35 protein-coding genes are annotated in these 21483 nt (G+C 70.2%); all 35 read right to left on the minus strand.

The window, feature by feature from the left end:
* Nucleotides 1-29: 29 nt before the first annotated feature.
* A complete protein-coding gene (locus tag ACFC0G_RS35755; RefSeq protein WP_376411986.1) occupies nucleotides 30-413 on the minus strand; it encodes a DUF6233 domain-containing protein in 384 nt (127 codons plus the stop codon).
* A gap of 19 nt (nucleotides 414-432) precedes the next feature.
* Complete coding sequence (locus ACFC0G_RS35760) at nucleotides 433-828, minus strand: hypothetical protein (RefSeq protein ID WP_376411988.1); 396 nt, start codon at nucleotides 826-828, stop codon at nucleotides 433-435.
* Between the two features lie 289 nt (nucleotides 829-1117).
* Nucleotides 1118-1753: a hypothetical protein gene (locus ACFC0G_RS35765; protein WP_376411991.1), complete on the minus strand. Its 636-nt coding sequence runs from the start codon at nucleotides 1751-1753 to the stop codon at nucleotides 1118-1120.
* Nucleotides 1754-1858: 105 nt separating this feature from the next.
* Nucleotides 1859-2308 (minus strand): hypothetical protein, encoded by a 450-nt coding sequence (locus ACFC0G_RS35770; RefSeq protein WP_376411994.1) that lies wholly within the window; start codon nucleotides 2306-2308, stop codon nucleotides 1859-1861.
* Nucleotides 2309-2424: 116 nt separating this feature from the next.
* A complete protein-coding gene (locus ACFC0G_RS35775) occupies nucleotides 2425-2982 on the minus strand; it encodes a hypothetical protein (RefSeq protein ID WP_376411997.1) in 558 nt (185 codons plus the stop codon).
* Entirely contained in the window at nucleotides 2979-3230 is a 252-nt protein-coding gene (locus tag ACFC0G_RS35780; protein WP_376411999.1) for a hypothetical protein, read from the minus strand. Before ACFC0G_RS35780 ends, ACFC0G_RS35775 begins: the two co-directional genes overlap by 4 nt.
* A complete protein-coding gene (locus ACFC0G_RS35785; protein ID WP_376412002.1) occupies nucleotides 3227-3667 on the minus strand; it encodes a hypothetical protein in 441 nt (146 codons plus the stop codon). The genes ACFC0G_RS35780 and ACFC0G_RS35785 overlap by 4 nt, the downstream gene beginning before the upstream one ends.
* Nucleotides 3664-3852 carry a hypothetical protein gene (locus tag ACFC0G_RS35790; RefSeq protein ID WP_376412005.1) on the minus strand — a complete coding sequence of 63 codons (189 nt, stop codon included), beginning with the start codon at nucleotides 3850-3852 and terminating at the stop codon, nucleotides 3664-3666. Before ACFC0G_RS35790 ends, ACFC0G_RS35785 begins: the two co-directional genes overlap by 4 nt.
* A complete protein-coding gene (locus ACFC0G_RS35795) occupies nucleotides 3849-4226 on the minus strand; it encodes an HIT family protein (RefSeq protein WP_376412008.1) in 378 nt (125 codons plus the stop codon). The genes ACFC0G_RS35790 and ACFC0G_RS35795 overlap by 4 nt, the downstream gene beginning before the upstream one ends.
* The gene (locus ACFC0G_RS35800) at nucleotides 4223-4504 is read right to left on the minus strand and encodes a hypothetical protein (RefSeq protein WP_376412011.1); all 282 of its coding nucleotides are present in this window, start codon (nucleotides 4502-4504) and stop codon (nucleotides 4223-4225) included. The genes ACFC0G_RS35795 and ACFC0G_RS35800 overlap by 4 nt, the downstream gene beginning before the upstream one ends.
* On the minus strand, nucleotides 4501-5457 hold the full coding sequence (locus tag ACFC0G_RS35805) for a hypothetical protein (RefSeq protein ID WP_376412014.1): 957 nt from the start codon (nucleotides 5455-5457) through the stop codon (nucleotides 4501-4503). Before ACFC0G_RS35805 ends, ACFC0G_RS35800 begins: the two co-directional genes overlap by 4 nt.
* 51 nt (nucleotides 5458-5508) lie before the next feature.
* Entirely contained in the window at nucleotides 5509-5862 is a 354-nt protein-coding gene (locus tag ACFC0G_RS35810) for a hypothetical protein (RefSeq protein ID WP_376412017.1), read from the minus strand.
* Nucleotides 5863-5936: 74 nt separating this feature from the next.
* Nucleotides 5937-6125 (minus strand): hypothetical protein, encoded by a 189-nt coding sequence (locus ACFC0G_RS35815; protein WP_376412020.1) that lies wholly within the window; start codon nucleotides 6123-6125, stop codon nucleotides 5937-5939.
* A gap of 75 nt (nucleotides 6126-6200) precedes the next feature.
* The gene (locus ACFC0G_RS35820; RefSeq protein WP_376412022.1) at nucleotides 6201-6734 is read right to left on the minus strand and encodes a hypothetical protein; all 534 of its coding nucleotides are present in this window, start codon (nucleotides 6732-6734) and stop codon (nucleotides 6201-6203) included.
* 24 nt (nucleotides 6735-6758) lie between these two features.
* Nucleotides 6759-7520, minus strand: coding sequence for a hypothetical protein (locus ACFC0G_RS35825; RefSeq protein ID WP_376412025.1), 762 nt, complete (start codon nucleotides 7518-7520; stop codon nucleotides 6759-6761).
* Between the two features lie 31 nt (nucleotides 7521-7551).
* Nucleotides 7552-8004: a hypothetical protein gene (locus tag ACFC0G_RS35830; RefSeq protein ID WP_376412028.1), complete on the minus strand. Its 453-nt coding sequence runs from the start codon at nucleotides 8002-8004 to the stop codon at nucleotides 7552-7554.
* Nucleotides 8004-8171: a hypothetical protein gene (locus ACFC0G_RS35835; protein WP_376412031.1), complete on the minus strand. Its 168-nt coding sequence runs from the start codon at nucleotides 8169-8171 to the stop codon at nucleotides 8004-8006. The genes ACFC0G_RS35830 and ACFC0G_RS35835 overlap by 1 nt, the downstream gene beginning before the upstream one ends.
* A gap of 17 nt (nucleotides 8172-8188) precedes the next feature.
* Nucleotides 8189-8515 carry a hypothetical protein gene (locus ACFC0G_RS35840; protein WP_376412034.1) on the minus strand — a complete coding sequence of 109 codons (327 nt, stop codon included), beginning with the start codon at nucleotides 8513-8515 and terminating at the stop codon, nucleotides 8189-8191.
* A gap of 220 nt (nucleotides 8516-8735) precedes the next feature.
* Nucleotides 8736-9227, minus strand: coding sequence for a hypothetical protein (locus ACFC0G_RS35845; RefSeq protein WP_376412037.1), 492 nt, complete (start codon nucleotides 9225-9227; stop codon nucleotides 8736-8738).
* A 144-nt stretch (nucleotides 9228-9371) separates the two neighbouring features.
* Nucleotides 9372-9896, minus strand: coding sequence for a single-stranded DNA-binding protein (locus tag ACFC0G_RS35850; RefSeq protein WP_376412040.1), 525 nt, complete (start codon nucleotides 9894-9896; stop codon nucleotides 9372-9374).
* Between the two features lie 33 nt (nucleotides 9897-9929).
* On the minus strand, nucleotides 9930-10496 hold the full coding sequence (locus tag ACFC0G_RS35855; RefSeq protein WP_376412043.1) for a hypothetical protein: 567 nt from the start codon (nucleotides 10494-10496) through the stop codon (nucleotides 9930-9932).
* On the minus strand, nucleotides 10493-11155 hold the full coding sequence (locus ACFC0G_RS35860; protein ID WP_376412046.1) for a WhiB family transcriptional regulator: 663 nt from the start codon (nucleotides 11153-11155) through the stop codon (nucleotides 10493-10495). The genes ACFC0G_RS35855 and ACFC0G_RS35860 overlap by 4 nt, the downstream gene beginning before the upstream one ends.
* Before the next feature lie 37 nt (nucleotides 11156-11192).
* Complete coding sequence (locus ACFC0G_RS35865) at nucleotides 11193-11750, minus strand: hypothetical protein (RefSeq protein WP_376412048.1); 558 nt, start codon at nucleotides 11748-11750, stop codon at nucleotides 11193-11195.
* Nucleotides 11747-11968, minus strand: coding sequence for a hypothetical protein (locus ACFC0G_RS35870; protein ID WP_376412051.1), 222 nt, complete (start codon nucleotides 11966-11968; stop codon nucleotides 11747-11749). The genes ACFC0G_RS35865 and ACFC0G_RS35870 overlap by 4 nt, the downstream gene beginning before the upstream one ends.
* Entirely contained in the window at nucleotides 11965-12663 is a 699-nt protein-coding gene (locus ACFC0G_RS35875) for a hypothetical protein (RefSeq protein WP_376412053.1), read from the minus strand. Before ACFC0G_RS35875 ends, ACFC0G_RS35870 begins: the two co-directional genes overlap by 4 nt.
* Nucleotides 12660-12926 carry a hypothetical protein gene (locus ACFC0G_RS35880; protein ID WP_376412056.1) on the minus strand — a complete coding sequence of 89 codons (267 nt, stop codon included), beginning with the start codon at nucleotides 12924-12926 and terminating at the stop codon, nucleotides 12660-12662. Before ACFC0G_RS35880 ends, ACFC0G_RS35875 begins: the two co-directional genes overlap by 4 nt.
* Before the next feature lie 23 nt (nucleotides 12927-12949).
* Complete coding sequence (locus ACFC0G_RS35885) at nucleotides 12950-13384, minus strand: hypothetical protein (protein WP_376412059.1); 435 nt, start codon at nucleotides 13382-13384, stop codon at nucleotides 12950-12952.
* Between the two features lie 109 nt (nucleotides 13385-13493).
* Nucleotides 13494-13847, minus strand: coding sequence for a hypothetical protein (locus ACFC0G_RS35890; protein WP_376412063.1), 354 nt, complete (start codon nucleotides 13845-13847; stop codon nucleotides 13494-13496).
* Between the two features lie 174 nt (nucleotides 13848-14021).
* Entirely contained in the window at nucleotides 14022-14261 is a 240-nt protein-coding gene (locus tag ACFC0G_RS35895) for a hypothetical protein (RefSeq protein ID WP_376412065.1), read from the minus strand.
* 146 nt (nucleotides 14262-14407) lie between these two features.
* Nucleotides 14408-14950 carry a hypothetical protein gene (locus tag ACFC0G_RS35900; protein WP_376412068.1) on the minus strand — a complete coding sequence of 181 codons (543 nt, stop codon included), beginning with the start codon at nucleotides 14948-14950 and terminating at the stop codon, nucleotides 14408-14410.
* A gap of 226 nt (nucleotides 14951-15176) precedes the next feature.
* Nucleotides 15177-15461 carry a hypothetical protein gene (locus tag ACFC0G_RS35905; RefSeq protein ID WP_376412071.1) on the minus strand — a complete coding sequence of 95 codons (285 nt, stop codon included), beginning with the start codon at nucleotides 15459-15461 and terminating at the stop codon, nucleotides 15177-15179.
* A gap of 513 nt (nucleotides 15462-15974) precedes the next feature.
* Nucleotides 15975-16865: a ParA family protein gene (locus ACFC0G_RS35910; RefSeq protein WP_376412074.1), complete on the minus strand. Its 891-nt coding sequence runs from the start codon at nucleotides 16863-16865 to the stop codon at nucleotides 15975-15977.
* 29 nt (nucleotides 16866-16894) lie between these two features.
* The gene (locus ACFC0G_RS35915; protein ID WP_376412077.1) at nucleotides 16895-18259 is read right to left on the minus strand and encodes a ParB/RepB/Spo0J family partition protein; all 1365 of its coding nucleotides are present in this window, start codon (nucleotides 18257-18259) and stop codon (nucleotides 16895-16897) included.
* Nucleotides 18260-18497: 238 nt separating this feature from the next.
* On the minus strand, nucleotides 18498-19301 hold the full coding sequence (locus ACFC0G_RS35920; RefSeq protein WP_376412080.1) for a DciA family protein: 804 nt from the start codon (nucleotides 19299-19301) through the stop codon (nucleotides 18498-18500).
* Nucleotides 19302-19326: 25 nt separating this feature from the next.
* Nucleotides 19327-20724 (minus strand): winged helix-turn-helix domain-containing protein, encoded by a 1398-nt coding sequence (locus tag ACFC0G_RS35925; protein WP_376412083.1) that lies wholly within the window; start codon nucleotides 20722-20724, stop codon nucleotides 19327-19329.
* Nucleotides 20725-21483 lie beyond the last annotated feature (759 nt).

Here is a 21483-nt window from a genome sequence, read left to right on the forward strand (position 1 = left end):
GGGCGCGCGCTGCGCCGCCAGGAGCAGGCCTAAGGGAACTCGACCTCGACGGAGATCGCCCGGCCTGCGGTCGGCTTGGGGATGCCGAGGCTCCCCCACGGCGCGCAGACCTCGCACATCTCCAGGTCGGTGTACTCCTCGGCCGCGGCCAGGACACCGTCGCGGTCGAGGAGGCCACTGACTCCGTGGCGGGCGCCGAGCGAGCATCCGCCGCGGTGCAGCATCGGGTGCCCCTCGACGGCCCGGGACGCCTGGAGCACCCACCCCTGCTCGCGGCGGGCGACGTCCCGGCGCCGTCGGTCCTCCGCTTCCTGGTGCTCGAGGTCCCGGATCGTCCGCTCGGTCTCCTTGAGCTGCCACTTCAGCCAGTCCCGGACGGCCCGGTGCTTGTCCAGCCGCTCATCTATCTCCACGGCGAGCGCCTCTCCCCGCTCACGCCGCCTCAGCGACCGCGGGCTCGCCGGCGGCGAGGACGTCGGGGTGGGACTTCAGCGCGATACGGGCGTCAACGAGCTGCGGGCCACGCTCGAGCGTGCCCCAGTACGAGTGCGTGGACACCTGGTCCGACAGGTCCCGCACGAGGGCGCGCAGGCGGGTGTCCTCGGCGAGCTGCTCGGGGGTGTAGCCGGGGGACGGCTCGCGACCGGGGTCGGTGACCACCTTGCTGTTGGGGTGCACTGTGCGGGCCCAGCCGGGCATCGGCTCGACCGACCACGGCAGGGTCCGGCTCAGCGCCTCATAGTCGGCACGGGCTCGGTGGAGGCGGGCCTGGAGGGCGGTGAGGTCTGCGGGGAAAGCGAAGGAAGGGGGTGCATCGTTCTTGCTCACCCCAGAAACGTACCTCTGTTCGATTTGCTGAGGCTAGTCACACGCGCCACCTGCGATTACGGTCACCCCAATGGGCGCACACCACAGCCCACGGCACGGGAGGGGACACGCATGAGCGACAGCGGATGGGGCCTGGCACCGAAGGACGTCGGCTGGGGGCGCCGGGACATCGGCTGGGGTATGGACGAGCCCGAGTGGGGCGCGGCCGCCGACCCGAACTGGGGCTGACGACGACGGCCCGCGCCTACCCGGGCGCGGGCCGCTCCCCTCCCCTGATGACAACGGCCGGCTATCGCTTCCGCCACCACCGCAGACCGTCCGGCTCCCCGCGGCCCTCCTCGCCGTCCAGCGCCGCGAGGTGCTCGCCGTACGCCGCTACCCGGTCCGCGGCGTACTCCCGCTGCGCCGTCGTCATCCTCGACGTCACCCACTCCCAGCGGGTCTCCAGCCACACCGTGTGCCAGGCCCCGTTCTCCACCGTGTCCCCGGCATGGGCGCGCGCCGTACGGTCCCGGGCGCGGCCGTGGAGCGCCGCCAGCTCCTGCCCGAGCGCAGCCTCGTACACCGGCAGGTACTCGGCACAGCCGGGACAGTCCACGGCCGTGTCGACGAAACGTGGGGTTCCCTCGACGGACTGCCCACAAATGCCCTGGCCGACCAGCCAGCCGTCCATCCGCTCGTTCCACACGTACAGCGCCAGGTGCACGGCGTCCGGCTCCCCACCGACGCGGAGCTGACCTGCGGGCACGAGGTACCGGCGCCGGCCGTCCAGGCTCTCGTCGGAGGCCGCGACGATCGGCTCGTGAAGGTCAGGCCGGCCGCAGCAGACGTCGAACCCGCCGTGACAGTCAGACTCCGTGCTCCCGTTCGTCGGGCAGTAGTAGACGCTCGCGCCGGGACGGCAGACGTGCTCAGGCTCGGTCATGGGGCTCCTCCAGGGCGATGCGACGTTGGGTTACAGCGTTGATGGCCCTACTGGCCGGTACGGGTCTCAAGCCCGCACCGGCGGCATAGTTGGATCAAGGAACGGTCACGCAACGTGCCGAACCTCCTCGACTGGCACGACCTCCCAGCCCTCCGCGCGCGCCCGATTCCGCGCCCGGGTCACGCCGCGGGGATGCACCCCTAGCGCCAGCGGGTCCCGGCCGGCCAACTCCGCGAAGACACGACGTACCCGGGTCTCCATCGCAACGGTGATCGTCGTCCGGGCCATCACGTCACTCAGCTCGGGCTGCCCCATGCCCATACGACCGGCGATGAACGAGACGCTGAAGCCCTCGACCACCAGCGACCGCAACAGACGCAGGCTCGGCCCAGCCTGCGTCATACCCGCTGCGTCTCCCGCGCCCCGTATGGGCAGCAGGCCGCACTGGCAGGCCAGATAGACGGCGTGAGTGATGTTCAGGGCCCCGAACTTCCTCAACACCCGGGACACGATCTTGTTGGGAGTGTTCACATGCATGCCGAACCGCTTCGCCATAACTCGGTAGGTCGCACCGTTGCTGACAGCCTCAAGGACAGCCAGCTCAATCTCTGTCAGAGACGGGACGGGCCCGCCACCAGCCGGTGACGGGCCCGCCGAGCTGCTCCTTCGAGTCATGCCGGGCGTCCCGTCGCCAGGCTGAGGAGGTGCTCGTGGATCCGACGGTTGTGCTCGGCGTCCGCGAGCGCATGGTGTGCACCGGCGGGCTGCTCCGGGAGCCGCGGGTTCCCGGCGTCGACGATGAGCGCCTGGAGCTCGGTGAACCACTGCGGGATGAACTGCGGCATCACGGCCCAGTCGTTGTCCCAGAGCATGTGGAGCCGGCCGATGTCCTGGCCGCCGTAGTAGGCGTACAGGCGGGTCTCTGAGGCGCTGGTGTCGGCGAAGTACCGGGCGACCTCGGATCGGATCGTCTCGAGCGGCTTCACGTCCTCGTGCGTCACGTCCAGCTCGCTGGGGTGACCGCGGCGAGGGTGGTTCACACGGGGCAGGAAGCGCCAGACGTTGTTCACCATCCACGGGACCGCGAGCACGGCCGCAGTGTCCATGTCGCGGTTGACGGCGTAGTACGAGCGGCCCTGGTCGTCGGTGAGGCCGATGGAGACGAGGCCGGTGTTGGTGGGGTCGGCGGGCAGGAACTCGGTGTCGAGGTACACGCGGCGGATGATCACAGCAGGTCTCCTGTCGGTACGGTCTTGGGCTCGGCCGCGCACCAGGGGCAGCCGGTTACGGGCTGGTCGTGGTGCGCGCGGTGGGCCGCGACGTAGTGCACGCAGTGCTCGGCGTACGGGTGGATCGCCTTCAGGACGGCGTCGGCAACGGCCTGCCGGGCGCCGACAGGCAGGTACTCGCCCCACGGCTCAAGGGCAGGCTCCACGGCGTTGAAGGCCACCTCGCGGAGCTGCTCCCTGGCCGTCACCGACCTTCCCCCGATCGGGTCTGGCCGTGCTGGTCGAGGACGGCCATGGTGGCGCAGGGCCAGGTGATGTCGCCGTGGTTGGAGCACAGGGCGCAGTAGTCGGCCTCCGGGTTGCGCTCGTGCCGGGCGCGGATGGCGGTGAGGGTGGCCTCGGCCCGCTCGGCGCGCTCCTCGGCCGCCAGCTGGTCGTTCAGGGCCTTCGCGGCGTCGCGGGCGGCAGACCGTGCCACGCGCACGGCGTGGTCCCGTTCGGCGTACAGCTGGTCGAGTTGGTCGCTGGTGAGTTGGTCGATGCCGGGCCGGTCCGTGGACTGGACGGGCTGCTGGCCGCACAGCGAGTGCCAGGCCCGGTTGATGGCGTCGCGGCATTCGGTGGTGCACTGCCGGGTGCACGCGTCGAGGAGGCACGCGCCGGGCTGGTCCGTGGGCTGGGTCATCGGATGTCGTCCTTCCAGCAGTCGGGGCAGATGTCGCGGCCGCCGGGGCGTGGGTGCCAGTCAGGGTTGCCCTTGCGGACTTCGGCAACGGTGGTCGCGCCGGGGAGGCCGACCTCGTTGTCGCAGGGGCCGCCGAGGTTCTCCTCGCCGTCGCAGCGGATGACGGGGTACGAAGCAGCGGTCACCGGGCGTCTCCCGTCTTCCGCGTCCGGCCGCTGTACCAGGGCAGCGCCAGACCGTCGCCGGCCGCGCGGGGCACGAGGTGCAGGTGGAGATGGAACACGGACTGCGTGGCGTGGACACCTCGGCTGGTGATGAGGTTGGCGTGCACCAGGCCCAGGTCGCGGCAGAGCTGCGCTGCCCGCCGCGCGGTCGCCCCGGATACGTCGGGGTTGTCGGCAAAGTCGGTGACGTGGGTCTTGGGGATTACGAGGGTGTGCCCAGCGACCACAGGATTCAGAGGGACGATCGCGATGGCGTCGGACCACTCGTGCACGAACGTGGCGGGCGCACGACCGGTGTTGATCTCGCAGAACGGGCAGGGCGCGACGGGGGTCATGAGCGGGCCTCCTCGGCCATCCGGCGGAGCAGGTCAGCTCCGTGGCGGACGTATCGGTCAATGCCGAAGCCGGTGTAGGTGGCGTCGATGGCGTCGGCGGCTTCGTCGAAAGCGGCGGCCCGGGATGTCGCGGCGACGGCCTCGGCGATGTTGCGCGGGTCGTCGATGACGATGCCGCTGCCGTGCTGCTTCTCGCAGTGCTCCCATACGGCGGCCGCGATGGCCTCCAGGTACGGGTCGCCGTCCTGCCAGGTGGTACGCGGGGTGGGCTGGGTCATCGGGTCTCGTTCTCCACGGTCCAGGTGGTCGTCTCCCGCACGAGACGGCGCTCGACGGGCTTCCCGTCGTCCTTCCAGCGCGGGGCCTGCGTGCGGGCGTGCTCCAGGCGCTCAACGGCGCGCTCTCGGACGAGGAGGGCGATGCCGGGCGCCCACTCCTTGGCGAGCGGGTCGTAGTGCTCGACGCGCCACCGGATACGCGGGGGCTGCGTCTCGTGGGCGGCCTGTGCTTCGGCCGGCTGCCCGACAGCGGGGCCGGCGAGGTCGTCGCGGAGTGCGGCGGCGCGCTCGGGGTCGAGCTCAAGCCAGTACGGCGCGCGGTGGGGAGCGGGCCCGGAAAGGCAGACGATCACGGTGTCGTCGTCGCCGTGGAGGACGTCACCGAGGCCCCAGCGGAGCGGGATCGGGTCGTCGGCGATGGTCGGGTCGGCCGACTGCCCGACGGCGTCGCACTCGGCGCGCAGCTGCTCGAGGTGCCGTCTGACAGCCGGGTCGGGGTTCATGAGGCAGGTGGTGGGGTCGATGCCGTCACAGTTCCCGCAGACGTGCCGGGTCGCCATGTCGCGGATGAACTCGTCGACGACGGCCTGGTCCGGCTTCCCGGTCTTGGGCTGCTGTCCGCTTGCGGTGCGGGCGGCGTCCCGGATCCCGGCGTCGAGCATGAACTGCAGCAGCAGCGGGCCGAGGGTCTCGCCGCCCGCGCTGCCCTCCTCGGCGAGCCAGCAGTCGGTGTAGCCGCGCATGACGAAGTCGCCGCCCTTCCACCCGGTGTACGTGGCACCGAGGGCGGAGCGGGCATCGGCAAGCATGTCGGCGACGGGCACGTCGGTGGCGGGCTCGAAGGCGAGCTCGTCGTAGTAGCCGCGGTAGGAGTGTGGGTTGGTGAAGCCGTGCGGGAGGACGAGGGTGGGGTCGGCGACGTCGAGGGCGGTGATGAGTTCGTCGAGGGTCATGTGGTGGCTCCTTGGTGGGGGCTGTCCCGGAGGACGGCCCGGCGGCGAGGGTCAGGCGGAGAGGTTCGGACGGCGGTTGTAGCCGGAGCAGGTCCGGCCGGTGGAGAAGCCGGCGGCGTCCATGCCGTTGTGACGGCCGATGAGCCCATTCGCCTTGACCAGGTAGGGCAGGCCGCAGACCGCGCACGGCTGGCGGGTGCCGACTACGGCGCGGGCCTTCAGCTCGTCCGCAATCCAGCCGATCTCCTCGCGGAGGAGTTCCTCCTCGGCGTCGGTACGGGCGTCATTCGGGGCGTACTCGCGGGGCGCCCACTCGGTGAGGGAGACGTGGAGCATCCCGGCGGCGTGTCGGGCGGCTGCGCGCCGGATCTCGGCGGCTCGGTCGGGGGCGATCAGGTCGGACATGGTGCTGCTCCTGGTGGTGGGATGCTGTGGGTGGCCGCCCCGATAGCCCCGGGGCGGCCGGCTTGCGTGCGGGGTCAGGTGTTGGGGTGGTCAGGGCAGTAGTCGCGGCCCTCCAGATCCGTCCAGCCGTCGTCGGTCAGCATTCGGCGGTGCTTGGCGTCCCGTTCCTCGCGGGTCGCCGACAGTCCGGCAGTGATCGCGTAGGCGGTGCAGTCCTCGTTGTCGCAGGTGGTCTGGACAGTGGCGGTTCGATTGCTACGCACGGGGTCTCCTTCGTGGTGGGCGGGTCAGGCGGCGGCCACAGCGGGAATGGTGTGTGGCGGGGGAACCGCCAGGTTTCAAGCCGGCAGGTAGTGGATCTGCACGGCCATGTCGGCTCCCCCAGTGCCGAACGTCATCAGCCACGGGCACTCGGCGTCTTCGGGCTGCCACTCGAAGACCACCCACCTCAACTCCAGGCAGTCCGGGTGGTGCCGGTGGTACTCGGGGTCCATGCCGTGGTCGTCCAAGTACGCGGCGAGCGCAGCCCGGGCGGTGGTCGGGTCGGGGGTCAGGAGCACGATGTCCTCGTCCTCGAACTCGCACACGGGGATGCCGGCGTAGAGAGTCCCGTCGAAGTCGCGGACGGTGGGGTGGAAGCGGCCCATCGGCAGGTCGGGGACCGGGATGACCTGGTCGAGGTAGCGGATGCCCTCGTAGTCGGCGCGGCAGGCCAGGTTGGACCTGGTGCCGTCGAGGCGCACCCGGAGGCTGGCGGGGTCGTCGGTGATGGCGGTGATGATGCCGGGCAGGTAGACGTCCTGGTCGCGGTAGTAGGCGAACTCGACGCGCCGGCCAGCAACTGCCTCGGCGGGCAGGACGGTCTCGGGCATGGGGTCTCCTTCGTGGTGGGCGGGTCAGGCGGCGGCAGGCGCAGCGGAAACGGACGTGCGGGGAGAGCTCTTCTTGTGGGGGGAGATGTCGACGACTCGGCTGCGCCCTGGGTCGTCGAGGACGTCGTCGTCCAGGTCCATGGGCCGGCGCCACCCTTCGGCAGCGGCAGTTGCCTTCGCCCGGACAACCGCCCCCGAGAACACCCCGTGCTCGAGCGGGTCCTGGTTCCACAGCTGTTCGTAGGCCCGCTGGGCTTTCTGGGCGGTGGAGAGGCTGACGTACCTGTCGCCGCGGCGCATGCGCAGCATCAGCCGGGACAGGGACTTGGAGGTCGTGCCGCCGCCCATTGCGTTGGCGATGACGTACTGGGGCCAGCCGAGGGCCGTCAGGGCTTGCAGGCGCAGGCGGGTGCTGCGGCCGTCGACCCGGGCGCGGTTGATGGATGCGGCGCGCGGCATGACGGACGGCAACGCGATGGCGAGGATCTTCGTCTCCGTGGCCCTGGCGATGGCGCCTCCGGGGCGCGCCGCCTTGTAGAGGGCGTCACGACCAATGCGTGCGGCGTTCTGGATGGCGGCGTCCGTCATGCCGGCGCCCCGGAGCCTCGCAATGTGAGGGCCGGTCCGATCGGTGCCGGTCAGGCAGGACCGGCCGGTCTGGGCGAGGTACTCGCGCTGCTTCATGACGCGCCGCCTGGACTGGAGGCATTCCTCGCGCTTGCAGCCGTAGTCGGCGCAGGCCGGGTCGCCGTGGTTGACGCGCGAGTTCGCGGGGCGCTGCTTCATTGGTCTCGGTCCTTCCTCGTGTGGCAGGTGGTCAGGACGGCTTCTGCTGGTCCAGGGGGTAGGGGCTGGCCCCCTTGGCAAGCCCGTCGATCGGCTGCTGCGCCCGAGTGGCCCGCTCTCGGGCGTCTGCCACCCACTCCTGGAACTTCTCCGGGCTTCCCGCGACGTGCTTCTCCGCCCACGCCGAGTAGGCCATCGCGTTCGGGCCGTCGCCGAACGGTCCGTGGTACCAGGCGGCGACCCGTTCGGCCTGTTCCGGCGCCAGCTGGGCCAGTTCGTGGAGGGCGACGGAGAACCCGGCCGCGAGCGCGCCAGCGGTCATCTGCCACCCGAGGAGTCCGGGATCGCGCGGGAGCGGGGAGGCAACGGTGCGGGTGTGGATCTGAGCGAGGTCGGTCAAGAGCGTCTCGCTGCTCATGTCGGGTTCGGGGGCTTCCTCGGTCAAGGCGCCCTCTTGCAAGGCGGTCGGGTCAGAGGCGTCCATCAGTCCTCCTTCTTGTCGTTGTCGTACGGGTGGTCGGTGAGGGTCACGCTGACCTTGTAGCCGGCGCTGCGGAGCGCGCCCTCGACGATCTCGGCGACGGTGGCGATCTCGTCAGGGCCGTCGAGGTTGCCGATCCAGATGTCGCCGGTGGCGTAGTGCGAGCTCAACGAGCCCTCCTTGCTGGTCAGGTGTTGGGGTTCTGCGCGATGACCGCACGGATGGCCTTGAGAGACGGGCCGTTGTGCCACGCGGGATGGCCCGGGGTTCGGGCGACGCTGCTGAACAGGCGCACGTGGCCGGGGGCGCAGCCGCGGGAGTGCCAGGTCAGCCGGTAGTGCCAGATCCCGCCGTTGCTGGCGTGGAGGCCAACGCGGACGGTGAGGAACGGGGCGCGCTGGTAGGCGGGTGGGGTCCAGGAGGTCAAGGTGCGCCAGCCGGCGGCCTGCGCGGTGGCGAGGAGTTGGGCGGCGGCAGCCGGGATGGTGTAGCCGGTGGGCGGGGTGGCGGCCATGGCGGGCTCCTTCTCGGCGAGGTCTCGTGGGTGGCCGCGCGCCCCGGGAAGGGGGAGTCGGGGCGCGCGGCCGGGGTGGGCGGCACTCGACGGGCTGCGGGGTGGTGCACGGGAGGGGGATCCGTGCCGCCGCGTGTCCGGGTGCCTGCCCGCGGTGCCCTCCCCGCTGGGGGGAGTCGGGGAGGGCGGCGGCCCCTTGGGGGTGGGGGCCAGTCTGGGGTCAGTACGCGGTGACCTGCGTACGGAAGTCGTGGGCGGTCTGGTTCCACAGACGGGCGTGACCGCCGGGCTTGAGGGTCTCGGCGAGCACCTCCCGCTGCGCCTCGACGATCTGCTCCTCGGTGAGGTCGCGGCGGACCGTCCCCGGCACGGTGTAGCCGCCGCGACGCTCGATGAGCCGGACTTCGTAGCGGGGCTGCATGGGGAGGGCGGCGGGGCCGAAGACGACGTAGGCGATGAAGCCGAGGTCGATGTCGCCGACGAGGCGGACGGCAGCGGCGAGGCGCTCCTGGTTCGCGTCGGCGGCAGCGGCCTCACGGGCGATGACGTCGGCGCGGCCACGCAGGTGGTCGAGCTGGGCCAGCGCGTTGTGCCGGGCCTCCCAGGAGTGGGAGTGGCCAACCTGGGCGGTGAGGATGGTGATCTCGCTCTGGAGGGTGGCGAGTTCGGTGTGGAAGTCGCGGTCGGTGTGGAAGCCGAGGTTGTCGATCATGTGTCCCCCAGTGCGTTGTGGGTGGGTCGTTGTCGGCTCTGCCACCCTAACTCATAATCCATTGCGCGCGCAATGGATTATGGATGGAGGGGGGAACGCGAAGGCCTGGCCCCACCCGGGACCGGGCCCAACAACTCCTCACCGTCAGAACGGAGGTTCGTCGCCCCCTCCCCCACCCCACGACCCGCCACCAGCACCCTGCCCGCCGCCGTGCGTGCCCGGCGTCGACGACGACCACGGATCCTGCGCCGACGCCGCACCCTGCTCCCGCCGCGCCGACTCGTACGCACCCCGCCCAGACCCGCCGGCGTTCTTCGTCACCCGCGCCGTCGCCGACTTCAACGACGGGCCCAGCTCGAGGACGTCCAGCTCATAGACAGTGCGCTTGACACCCTCCCGATCCTCGTAGGAACGCTGCTTCAACTGACCCTGCACGATGACCCGCATGCCCTTCTGCAGGGACTCCGCCACGTTCTCCGCCGCCTGCCGCCACACCGAGCACGACAGGAACAGGCCCTCGCCGTCCTTCCACTCGTTGGTCTGCTTGTCGAACACCCGCGGGGTCGACGCGATCCGGAACTTCGCCACCGCCGCCCCGGAGCTTGTGAATCGAAGCTCGGGATCGTCCACGAGATTGCCGACAATCGTGATGATCGTTTCGCCTGCCATGGTCCTGCTCTCCTTCGTCTGTCTTCCGGCCCTTCAGGCCACGCTGCTGATCTGTCCCACGGGCTGCGCCGGCACGTACCGACCCTCCGCCCGCGCCCGGTCCTTCGCCCGGTCCCACGCTCTCTTCACGGCGGGCACAGACATCCCGAGACGCTCCGCCACCTGCTCGTACGACAGGCCCCGACGGATTCCCCGGTCCACGCCCAGGCGCCGCTCATCCCGGTTCAAGCGGACCCCGGCCGCACCAGCCGGGTGGGAAAGAGCCCGCTCAACCGCCACCTCGTCCACCCCGGCATCCATCGGCGCCGGTTCCACGACCAGGTCCCGAAGCGTCCGGCGGCTGGTCTGCACGGCCTCGGCGGGCGCGCCGTGTTCGTCGAAGTCGAGCCACCCCAGCACCGTGCCAAGGGAACTGTCCGGATCGACAAGGCCGGCGAGTACGACGAGGAGCGCGGTCTGCCGCTGCTGGTCCAGCTCGTCGAGGAGCTCCTCCACGTCCTGCACGCCCCCGTCGCCCTGCACGATCACCGCCAGGCGGGCGGCGACCGGCAGCATCTCCGCCGCGAGGTCCCCGCGGTCCTGTGCGGTGAGCTGGCTCATGCCGCCACCTCCAGGCCTTCCGCCGCAGCCCGCGACTGCTCCATGGACGTCACTGCGCGCGAGACGTACGTGAGCTCGGCGCCGAGGTAGGCGGCGATGTCCGCATGGATGGCCCTGAGGCTGCGGAGCCTGGTCATGACGTCCGCGTGCTCCGCTACGAGCCGGTCGACCCGTCCGCCGCGGGTGCGCCAGGTGACCCAAGCGCCCTTGCCGCCCAGCCACCACACCGCCAGCCGTACCGTCAGCCCGTCGGTGACCAGTCCATCGATCCGCAGCGACTCGGCAATCTCGTCGGGGTTGAGACCAGCACTCCGCAGGGGGTACAGCCGGTACTGCCACACGTGCCTGAGCAGCATCCGGGCAACCTCCAGGTCCGGCCCGTGCCCACGAAGACGCTGCTCCCACGCGAGCGCGACCCGCTGCGCCGGGTTGAGGCCGGCCATCACGCTCCACCGGTCGCTGGAGTGACCACCGGCCTTCAGGACAGCCGCCGCGCACCGCGTGAGTTCAGGGCAGGCACGGCAGTACGCACGGACCTCGTCCTGGGCTCGGTTAGAACGCTGGAAGAACAGGTCGGGTTCGACGCGGCAGGGGGCCTTCCAGCCGCCGGAAGGCGTTGAAGCGGCCGGTGTTATGGCGAGGCGGGTTTCGGTGCTCACGGGGTCTCTCCCAGGTGTTGTCAGGGTGTTGGCAGGGCTACGCGGCGGCAGCAGTGGGCTCAGGCCAGGTGGCCTTGGTGATGGCCGCGCGGTGGGTCTGGGGCATGGGGGTGAGGGTGTGGCCAAGCCAGTCGCGGCCGGCGGCCATGAGGACGACGGCGTCGGCGGCGTTGTCGTCTCCGTTGGTGGGCCAGGTGGGCCAGCGGCGGGCGACGGCGTCGACGATGAGGTTCTTGGTGGCTGCGCCCTTGCCGGTGGCGTAGAGCATGCGCTGGTTGGTCGACATGAGGCCGACGGGGATACCGCGGGCGGTGAGCGCGCTGTAGACCTCCCACCAGAGCCAGCCGCGTTCGTGTCCGCCTCCGCCGGTGCGGGAGAGGGCGGGGGTTTCGAGGACGGCGAGGTCGGGTCGGCCGATGGTGTCGAGGACCAGGGTGCGTACGTGCTGAAGGGCCGCGGCGCGCTCGGGGTGGGAGAGCTTGGTGAGGGGGCGTTTCTTGTCGGTCCAGCCGACGACCTGGCACCAGCCGCTGCTGGAGGCGATGCCGGTGGCGGTGAGGCTGGTGTCGATTCCGACGACTGTGGGCGGGGTCATGAGGTGAGCTCCTGTACGGGGACGGGGCCGTTGAGGCGGGTGCGGAGGTAAGTGGCCTGGCCGGGGCTGTGGCCGAGGTGCCAGCAGGTGCAGTACCGGCAGGGGTACGGGCGGAGGTTGGGGCCGCCCGTACGGCGTATGCGGCTGGAGACCTTCTTGGCGTAGGCCCGCTGGTGGTAGCGGACCTTGCCGAGGCAGGAGATCTCCTCTTCCGTCACGGGATGGCCGTGGGAGTGGTGGGCAGGTCGCGGCAGGTCTCGAACCGCTGGTGCAGGAAGTGGTCGTGCGGGTCCTCGGCCTGCCGGGGAGGGGGAGTCATGCCCAGCCGCCGCCAGTGGGTGGCTTCGCCCTCCGTGGCCGCTCGTTCGTTCAGGCGCTGTACGCCGGGCCGCAGGGGCTTCTCTTCCTGCTGTGCCGCGTTGTCGGGGAGCGGAAGGTCGGTCCAGGGGCCGTACCACTGGGAGTCGTCGTCCCAGGTGCGTACGGTGCGCTGCTGGGCGCGGGCGCCGCAGTGGGGGTAGTCCTGGAGTGCCTTGCGGACGAAGGCGATGGCTGCGTCGGCGCTGACGGCGCCGTCGACTCCCCAGTCGCCGACGACCTCGTACTCGATGTCCTCGACAGGGTCGAACCCAGTGGGGGCGTACAGCTCCAGCTCGGCAAGGCGGTCGCGGTTGGCGCGGAGCTGTTCGGCGACGTCGGAGAGGGCCTCGTTGGTGGTGTGCCGCTCGGCCCGCAGCCGGTCCACCTCGGCAAGGAGGTTCGTGCGGGCGGCTTCGAGGGCCTGGGCCTGGCGCAGCAGGTCGATCTCGGTCTCGGTCTTGGGGAGCCAGTGCAGACCGGAGGGCTGGGTGGGGCGCTGGAATCCGATGGATCGGAGCAAGTCCAGGTAGTCGTCCGTCAGTGGACTCTTCATGCGGCGCCGCCGACGCGGTCGGTGTGGGCGAGTTCGGTCTCGGCAGCACTGACGGCGGCGTGTTCCATGCGCATCTCGAGGACGCGGTCGGCGTAGCCGAGGGCGGTGAGGAGGTGGGCGTGCTCGGCGTAGAGGGCGGCGCGGGCGGCGAGGTGGTCGAGGGTGTGGTGGTGGGCGTCGTCGTAGGCGTCGGCGCGGCCGGCGGCGTACTCGGGTGTGTGGGCGTATCCCCCGGGGGCCGGGTTGGTGGTCATGAGGCTCATGGCGGTGGTCTCCGTTCGGGGGGTCAGGCGGCGGTGCGCTGGCGGGGGACGTCGGTGAGGGTGTCGGAGGTCTCGGCGGCTCGGCCGAGGAGGCCGATGACGTCGGAGGTGTTGGGGCGGCGCTTGGTGAAGAAGTCGGGCTCGTCGAGCCAGGTGGTGATGTGTTCGAGGTAGTCGTCCTTGCCGGTGGCCTCGTCGTGCGGGGGCTGGGTGGGGAGGACGGCGGAGATCCAGCGGAGGGTCGCCATGACGGTCTCGTTGGTCTCGAGGAGCAGCACGGCCTTCGGGATGTCGTCGTGGAAGGCGGTGGGGGTCTTCCCGGTGACGGCGCGGAAGACGGCGGCGGCGAGGTGGAGGCGGCCGTCGGGGTGGGCGAAGTGGGGGAAGGGCTGGGGGATGAGGCCGTGCTGGTTCGCGATGTCCTGGGTGGTGCGGAGGATGAGGCCGATCTCGGACATGGGTGTCTCCCGTGGCGTGCTGCGTGGGGTCTCTGGTGACGGGTTGGTCCGGCCCGACCGCGAGGGAGTGGGGTCCTCGACCTGGCGGCCGGGCCGGTGCTGGAGGGGGTTAGTCCTCGTGGGGCGCGGGGTGCTCGTCGGTGCAGTCCGCGCACTGGTACTGCGGGAGGCCGTGGTCGGTGGTGTCGACGGTGCGCAGGTCCGGGCCGGAGGTGTCGAAGATCGCGTCGCAGCAGCAGGCCGGGCAGGCGCACCGGACGATCTCGCCGCTGTCGGGGAGGAAGAAGGGGAGGTGGAAGCCGAGGGCGATGACGGCGATGCACATCGCGGTGTCGTAGCGGCCGACGTCGTTGGAGGAGTCGGCGCATTCCATGGCGCTGTCGAAGCCGTGCTGCTGGGTGGTGTTGAGCTGCCCGTAGTGGGCGAGGGGCTTGGTGGGGCGGGTGGTGGTGAGCACGGTCATGGCGGCGCTCCATTCAGGTACTCCGCATCGGCCCGGTTGGGCTGGTGCGTTGTCGGCTCCACCACCGTAAGTCATAATCTATTGCGCGCGCAATGGGTTAGCGGGTGTTGCGGGCAGCGAAAAGCCCCGCCCCCGGGAACGGGGCGGGGCTGAGAAGGGAGACCGGAGAAGGTGTCAGGGAACAGATGCGGCGGCTGACGTGGCGACCCATTCGCCGTGGGCGACCAGCAGGTCGGAGTAGGAGACGTGCACGACGCCACATGCCTTGTCGGTGATGAGCTTCCGCTCCTTCACCCACCGGCGCATCGTCGTCTCCGACACGTCGTGCCCGGTCTCGGCGAAGAGCTGTCGCGCCTCCTTGTACGTCACCAGGTCACTGTCGAGCGGGTAGGGCTGGATGGTGCTGATGGCCACTGGGGCTCCCGGGTCTCGGCTGGCCGTCGTTCGCAGCGCCGGCGGCCGATGTGCGGGTGTCGTGCGGTTGCTGACGGGTGATCGGGAAGCCCCGTCAGGTGATGAGGGTGTACGGGTGGGCGCTACCTAGACTCGCGAGGTGGCCGTCAGGTTGCACGGGCCGCGGTGGCGGCTTGGCGGTCGACGTGGTTCTCGGCGAGCTGGGCGAGGGTCCAGGTGGTGTGCTGGCCGTCGTCGTCGGAGCAGTAGCGGTTCAGGCAGACGACGGTCTCGCGCTGCCGGTGCCAGGTGAGGCCCCAGGTGTTGCAGTCGGGGCAGGCGTGGCGGCGGATGGCTTTCGTGTCGCCCATGAGGATGGCGTGCTCGAGGCCCTGCCGGTAGATCACGGCGTCCCGGATGCGTGCGCGCCGGCCTTCGAGGTGGGCGGTCTCCTCTACGGCCCACCGGTAGGCGTTCTCTACCCCCGGGGGGCGTGGGGCGGCGGACCGGCCGTCGCGGTTGACGTCGGCGAAGTCGGTGAGCTCGTCGACTGTTGCCTTGATGTGGTCGTACACGGCGAGGCGGATCGGCGTGGACGGCTCGGTGGACTTGCTGACGCGTTCGGCGTGGGGGGCGGGGCCGGGCGTCAGGTACTCGTCGTGGAGGAGGCGGAGGCGTTCCGCCGGGGTGGTGGTGTCCCCACTGTGCATGGTGTCCCCGTCCGCTGTGCGGCCCTCGCGGGCGCGGGTGCGTGACGGGGTGCCAGGGACGCGCGCCCGGGGCCGGAGTTGCTCACTCCGGGTGGTTCCGGACGCCCCATCGTGGCACAGGTGTGACGGCTGTTGACAGCGCTGCGTACGGATCGGTCAACTCGCCGCGATCAAGGTTGCCGGGGGTTCTCCCGGTACATCCGCAATGTCCTTCGGCATATGCCGACTAGACGAGGTCGGGCGCGGCCCGCATGTCGTCGAGCATGACCCGCATTGCCTGCCACTGCTCCTCGCCCAGAATGCCCTGCGCGTGGGCGCCGTCGACGAGGAGGAGGACGGCCTGCAGCGTGGTGGCGAAGGCCTGTGCGGTGGCTGGGTCGTGGAGGCTCTGGCCGTCCGCCTGGAGCATTGCCTGAACGGTGAGGGCGAGCTCGAAGGCCGGGGTCGACGGCGGATCGGGCACTGGGTGGACGACCGCGGGGCGGCGCCGGCGGTGAGCGAGATGGATCACGGATCCTGCGCCGGGGCCGGGTTCGGCCGGGGGTGCGGGGGCGTGCTCTGCTGAGGGCATCGGGGGCGTCTCCGCTCCGTGGCAGCTCGGGAAGGGTCCTCGGCCCGTACTCCCCATGTCCGGGCTTCGGGATCCGGGATGGCTGCCATCCATCCCGGGTACGCCACTGTGTCACCTGAGGGAGCACTACGGCGAGAATCTGGTCTGTTTTTCGCGCCACACGCACCGCCTAAAGTGTGGCGATACGCGCATATTGCTGCGCAGTTGGGCGGAATCGGTATGGAAATCTGGTGGTGGGCATGAGGAAGCCCCCGCGGCCAGGGGACGGAGTTTTGCCGACAACGACCCGATGGCCTGCGAGGGCCAGAGACCTCACGGGCAAGCCCGTCAGATGACGGAGATTGTAGCCGCGAGCCTCGCCACGACGGTAGGGCTGACGCGTGGGCGGTTCTGCCAGAACCGGTCCCACGCTGCAGACGCCTACGTCTACCCGGTTCTGCCAGAACCGCTCGCCTACTCGCGGGGCTGCTTCTCGGCGAAGCCGAGCTCGTCCGCGATTCTGCCGACCACCTTCGTTGCGTCCGACTTGGGAGCCCAGATCGGCAGCGGCTCCTGCGCGTCGTACGCCTCGGCTACGACTACCGAGTTCCTCAGCTCAGGCAGGAGACGGTCGCCGTAGATCTCACGGGCCTCGTCCTGCATGTTGCCGTAGAAATGTCCCTGGCTGCTGACCTTGGCGTCGTTGATGCAGTACCAGGTGGGCGAGAGCCTGACGTCGTAGCGGTCCATGTCGTTGTTCAGGGTGGCGATCTCTTCGGCCAGTGCGCGCGCTCCGCGGAGCTCCTTGCGCATCGGCTTCATCATCGTGATGACATCGGTGGCCGCAGCCATGAGGGACTCGGAGAGACGCCCGTAGGAGGCTGGCGCGTCGATGGCGAGGAAGTCGATGGAGCCGGGCTCGACCTGCTTCCGAATGACTTCCTGTAGCCAGAAGACGGACGTGGATCCGGCGAGTGCAAGCTCGCCGTCGGCCTGCTTCATCTTGATGTCGCCGCGGACGAGGTAGAGCCCGGGGATGACCTCGAAGGACGACTGATCATTGCCGGGTGCGATGCGTGTACGCGCCGGAAGCAGAACGTCCTGGAGCTTGGCCTTGCCAAGCATGAGGTCGTGAATGGACGGCGCGCCCTCAGGGATGTAGTCGCCGTCGTAGCCGAACCAGTAGCTCATGTCGCTCTGGAGGTCGGCGTCGAAGATGATGCCACGGTAGCCGCGGAGCGCAGCCTCGACGAAGACGCTGTTCGCGAAGGTGGTCTTCCCGACGGAGCCGGCCCTGTTCATCATCAAGAAGACGGGAGCGTCGATGTGAGGGGCGTACTTCGGGGGTAGGTAGGTGCCAATCATGTGGGTCTCCTGGTCGGCGCTGGCCGCGGCTAGCTGAGGTGCTGCTGGTCCCACGGGGTGGGTGTGTACCCACTGGCGACCAGGTGGTTGAGGTAGGCGACGTCTCGGGAGTCCCAGTTGCGGGTGCGGTTGGCGGCGCGCAGTTCGGACTCTGCGAGGGATGTTGCGTAGGCGAGGCGACAGATGCGTGCCGCGTCTCCCTGGGCAAGGACGGTGTCTCGGTACCCGCTGGGGGTGAGCTCCCCGACGACGGCCGGCTCGATTCGCTGCATCCACCCATGCACGCGCGCGAGTGTGGCCGCAGACGCCTGGAGGAGCACAGTTTCGGCGATGCGGGTAGCGGGGGCGTCCGCGACAGGCTGAGTGTGCTGGCCGACGAGCTTGGCGCAGAAGTAGTCCCGCGCTGCACTGGCGAAAGGCCGCTGCTTCTCCGCCGAATTGCCCGTCTCTGCCGCGTCGGCAGTAGGCGGCTCGGTGCGGGCTGTGGGTACGGACGGCGAAAAAGTCGCGGAAGTTCCACTGGGGGTCGGTTCTGGCAGAACCGCCGTGCCAGTCGGGGCGGACGGTTCCGCGGCAGGTTCTCCGGTTCTGGCAGAACCGGCCTGCGTGGTGTGAGAGGGTCCCGGCGCGGCGGAGGTGCGGGCCCCGGCGATGGGAACCGGTTCTGGCAGAACCGGTTCGGAGGCGACGGGGCTGTCCTGTTCGGTCTTCGTCGCCACGCTGCTGAGCAGCAGTCGGTTCACGGCGTCCGCCACGGAGAGGTTCCGGTCGCTGCGAAGGAGGTCGTTCGCCGGAAGGATGAGACCCACGCCTTCCGGGCCGAATGCCGTGAAGAGGTTGTAGGCGTTGTCGATCGTGAGTGTCTTCGCCGTCAGCGCGGCCTTCGCGTCATCGGGGAGCTTGAGGAGCGTGATGCGCTTGGTGATGTGGGACTTGGACCGGCCGACCTTCTTGGCGATGGCTGCATGGCTGTCCCCGTCCACCTCCAGGCGCCGGTAGCCCTCTGCCTCCTGCAAGACACTGAGGGCCTTCCGCTTCATGTTCTCCTCGATCATGAGGAGGTCGGCGTTCGGGAGCTGGTCGTCCCGAAGGTCGATGCGCGTCTCTTCGATTTCAGCCAGGCGGATGGCTTCGTGCCTGCGGTGGCCGGCCAGGATCACGTACTGGGCGGAGGGGGCGAGGTCGTAGCCCGGGTGCCGCTTGTCGTACTCCTGACGGGAGCAGACCACCAGCGCGGAGATCTGGCCGACCTCCTGCATGGAGACGACCATCTGGTCCCGCTGCTCGTCGTTGTCCCACAGATCGCCGTCCCGGAGGTTGCGGGGGTTCGCGACGATGATGTCCGTGCGGACCCTGCGGGGCGCTGTGGTGGGGCGCAGTGGGATGTCCTCCATGCCCCCCGAGTTGGCGGATCCGCCTGACCCATTGCGTGGCATGCCTGCCTCCTGTGGTGCTGAGATTCGAAGGGGACCTTACCGGGTCTTGCAGAACCGGTGGAGAGGCGGGTCAGGAGTGAAGCGATACGAATGCGCCTAGATGCCCGGTTCTTCGCTATTCGCATGGGAGGTGACTGCAGATCAGGTCTTCGCTGTCCCTCCACGTGCCGGCAACTCCGTATACCGAGGTCTACCGTCAGGCCGCTCCGAAGACCTGGCGCGGGTCTTGGTCCCCGGCGGCACGGCCGGTGCGGGCGTAGAGGCGGGCCGCCTGAATGCTTGCCTCGATGCCGACCACGGGCTCCCCGGTCCGCTGGATCTCGAGCTGGGCCAGGTACTCGGCATGTTCCTCGGGCGGGAGCCGACGGGCGGTGAGGGCGGCGTCCTGCCGGGTGCGCGCTGCTGCGACGCGTTCGGCGAACTCCGTGAGGTTGACCGGCTCGCTGCGGTGCTCGTGATGGGCGGCGAGCGCGCGGAGGTAGCCGGCGGAGGGCGGGATGGGCGTGTGTGCGGGAGCGGCTGCCGGTTCTGCCAGAACCGGTTCGGTGATGCTCGGAGCTGGTCCGAGGGAGGCGACGGGCAGGATGCCGATTGCCCGGACGGTCTCGTGGCCGAGCTTGGTGTTGATCTGCTGGCAGAGCTGTCGGCCGAGGAGGCGCAGATTCGTGGCGTAGGCGGGGGATCCGGGGCGCAGGTCGAGTCGGCCGATGTCGGCGTGCCAGGCGACCGCGATGACGCGGCCGTCGAACTGGGGGCACAGCTCGGCGAAGCGGCTCAGGATGTCGCCGCCGCGGACTCCGGCGGTCCAGCCCTGTTCGGTGCCGAGGCGCTCGAGGACGGTGGCGAAGGTCTGCGGGTCGCGGCCGTCGCCGCGGCGGCGCTGGGGTTGGCGGGTGGGCTTGGCGGGGCCGGTGCCGGGCCGGCGGCCGACCTTGTAGGCGGCGAGGGCCTGGCGGGCGAGGTCGGCGCCGGAGTGGGCGGCGGGGCTGCTGTCGGTCATGGCGGTGGTCACCTCCGGAAGTTGGTCAGAAGGCGGGGGCGGGGGCGTTGCGGAGGGTCTGGTCGACGAGCCAGTTCGTGTAGAGGCGGCGGACGTCGCGCTCGGGCATGCCGCTGTCGAGGGCGGCGAGGATGAGGCCCGGGTCGGTCTGGGCGTCGGCTCGCAGGGACAGGACCACGTCGCGCGGCAGGTCCTCAAGGTGCTGCTCATCGTCGGAGCTGACGATGACCGCCTCGCTGGTGCCGTCGCCGAAGGCGGCCGTCTCGACGGCGGTCACGGCGGCGGCGAGAGCCTTCTGGGCGGCGCGGCTCTGCGGCAGCTGCACCTCCCCGTCGGTCTCGCGCTGCTGCCGTACGGCCGCGATGCGGGCCTTGCGGGCGGTCTCCTCCGCGCGGTGCCAGGCCTCCACGGCACTCGCCCGCTGCTCGGCGGTGGGCCACAGCTGGACGGCGCCCTTGAGGCGGTAGGCGAGCAGCGCGGAGGGGCGGCGGGCAGACGGAGCTTCGGCGAGAGCCAAGAAGGCGCGGACCTCCTCGACGGTCCAGCCGGCGTCGGCAACATGCCGGGCCACCCACGCGATGCGGGCGACCGAAGCCTGACCGAGCCACGGCACGCTGGCGATGAGCTTGCGAGCAAGCTGGTAGCGGCGGCCGACCGTGTTGAGCTTCCGGGCCTTCGGCTTCTGCTGCTTGGGGGTGGGGGACGACTTCTTCCCGCTTGCGAGCTTGCTCTTCTCAGAGGGAAGCGAAGTAGAACCGGTAGGGGAGACAGTTGAGGTACCTACCTGCATTGGGGTGCAACGCCCCTGCCTGCCCACCGACTTGTCCACACCCCGCTTCGTCCGCTTTCGCCGGATCTTGCGCGCGGCCTTCCGGGCGAGGTCACCGATGGCCTTCCGGCTCTCCTTGGCGATCCCGACAGCGGTCCGCGTGTACGCGGGGGCGGCCTCGTCGCGGAGGACCGTGCGGATCCCGAGCGCCTGGTCGAACTGGGCCGGGATGACCCGCTCGTACACGGACGCCAGGCGGACCCGCCCCGCGAGCCGGGTGCCCTTCGACCGGTACACGAGCAGCCCGGCCTCGCGGAGGATCGCCAGGTGGTACTTCACCGTCCGCGGGGACGCGCCGAGCTTCCGCGTGAGGTACTCGACGCTCGGCCGGCACTCGGCGAGCGCGGAGATCTCCTGCGCGAGCGCGACGGTCGTGTCGCCCCACTTCGGGCCGTGGGTCTGCGACGGGGTGTAGAGGCCGGAGCCGCCGACCCAGTGCACGGCCTGCATCCACGAGTACGGCTCGGGGGCGATCCGGCCGGTCGTCATCGACAGCCACTGCTCGGTCTCCGGGACACGGAGGGCCTCGAGAACGGGCGCCTGGTGGCCCGGGGTGCCACCTGCCGGGTGGGAAATAAGCCGCGAATCGCCCATGCGGGCGCGCGGAAGCTGACAAGACGGTGCGTCGTACTGCAAGATGTAGTCGCTCGCTTCCCTGTGATGGGGGCATGCAAAAGCCCCGCTTCGGTGGGTGCTGGTTCCGCGAAGAACCTGAAGTCGCTCGAACGCTCGGGCCCGGTCGCCAAACCGGATCTCGAAGTTCGGGCCTTAGCTCGGATCGCCAAATCCGAGCCGTAGGAAGTGGCCGCGCACGGTGCTACCAACACCAGCGGCCGGCGGTAGAGGATGTGCCCCCGTCAAGGGGCCCAGGGACCTCCCGCCTTGCAGGAGTTACGTCACGATCTCTCCCTCATCGGATACCGGGGATTCCCCTGCCACCGGCACGCAGGTGTGCGCGCGTACGGACGGGGATGTGATGGTCCAGGGCGCGGCCTTGTCGGGATCGGCGGAGCCGCCCGCGGGGGTCATCGCGTGCTGGAGGTAGAGGTGACAGGGGTCGCGCTCGTCGCCGGTGTGATCTTCACGGCGGAGCGCTGGGGCCCACTGTCTGTTTTCCCGGGTGCCCGGGTAGTCTTCGCCATAGAGCTGGCACCTTCATTCGTTGCAACGGTGGGGTGTCGGCGGGCCCCGCGTCCTGATGCGGCAAACATCGGGACTGCCACCTCGGTGGCAAGCGGGGCCTTTTGACGTTCTGGGTGGCTCCGTTCGGCCTCTCGTGTATCTGAGTGGTCGTCTGGCGCAAGGCGAAGCCTATCGGTTGAGCTCGCCACCGAGCCACCTCCTCTTCGAATC

This window comes from Streptomyces sp. NPDC056169 (assembly GCF_042268445.1).
GTDB lineage: Bacteria > Actinomycetota > Actinomycetes > Streptomycetales > Streptomycetaceae > Streptomyces.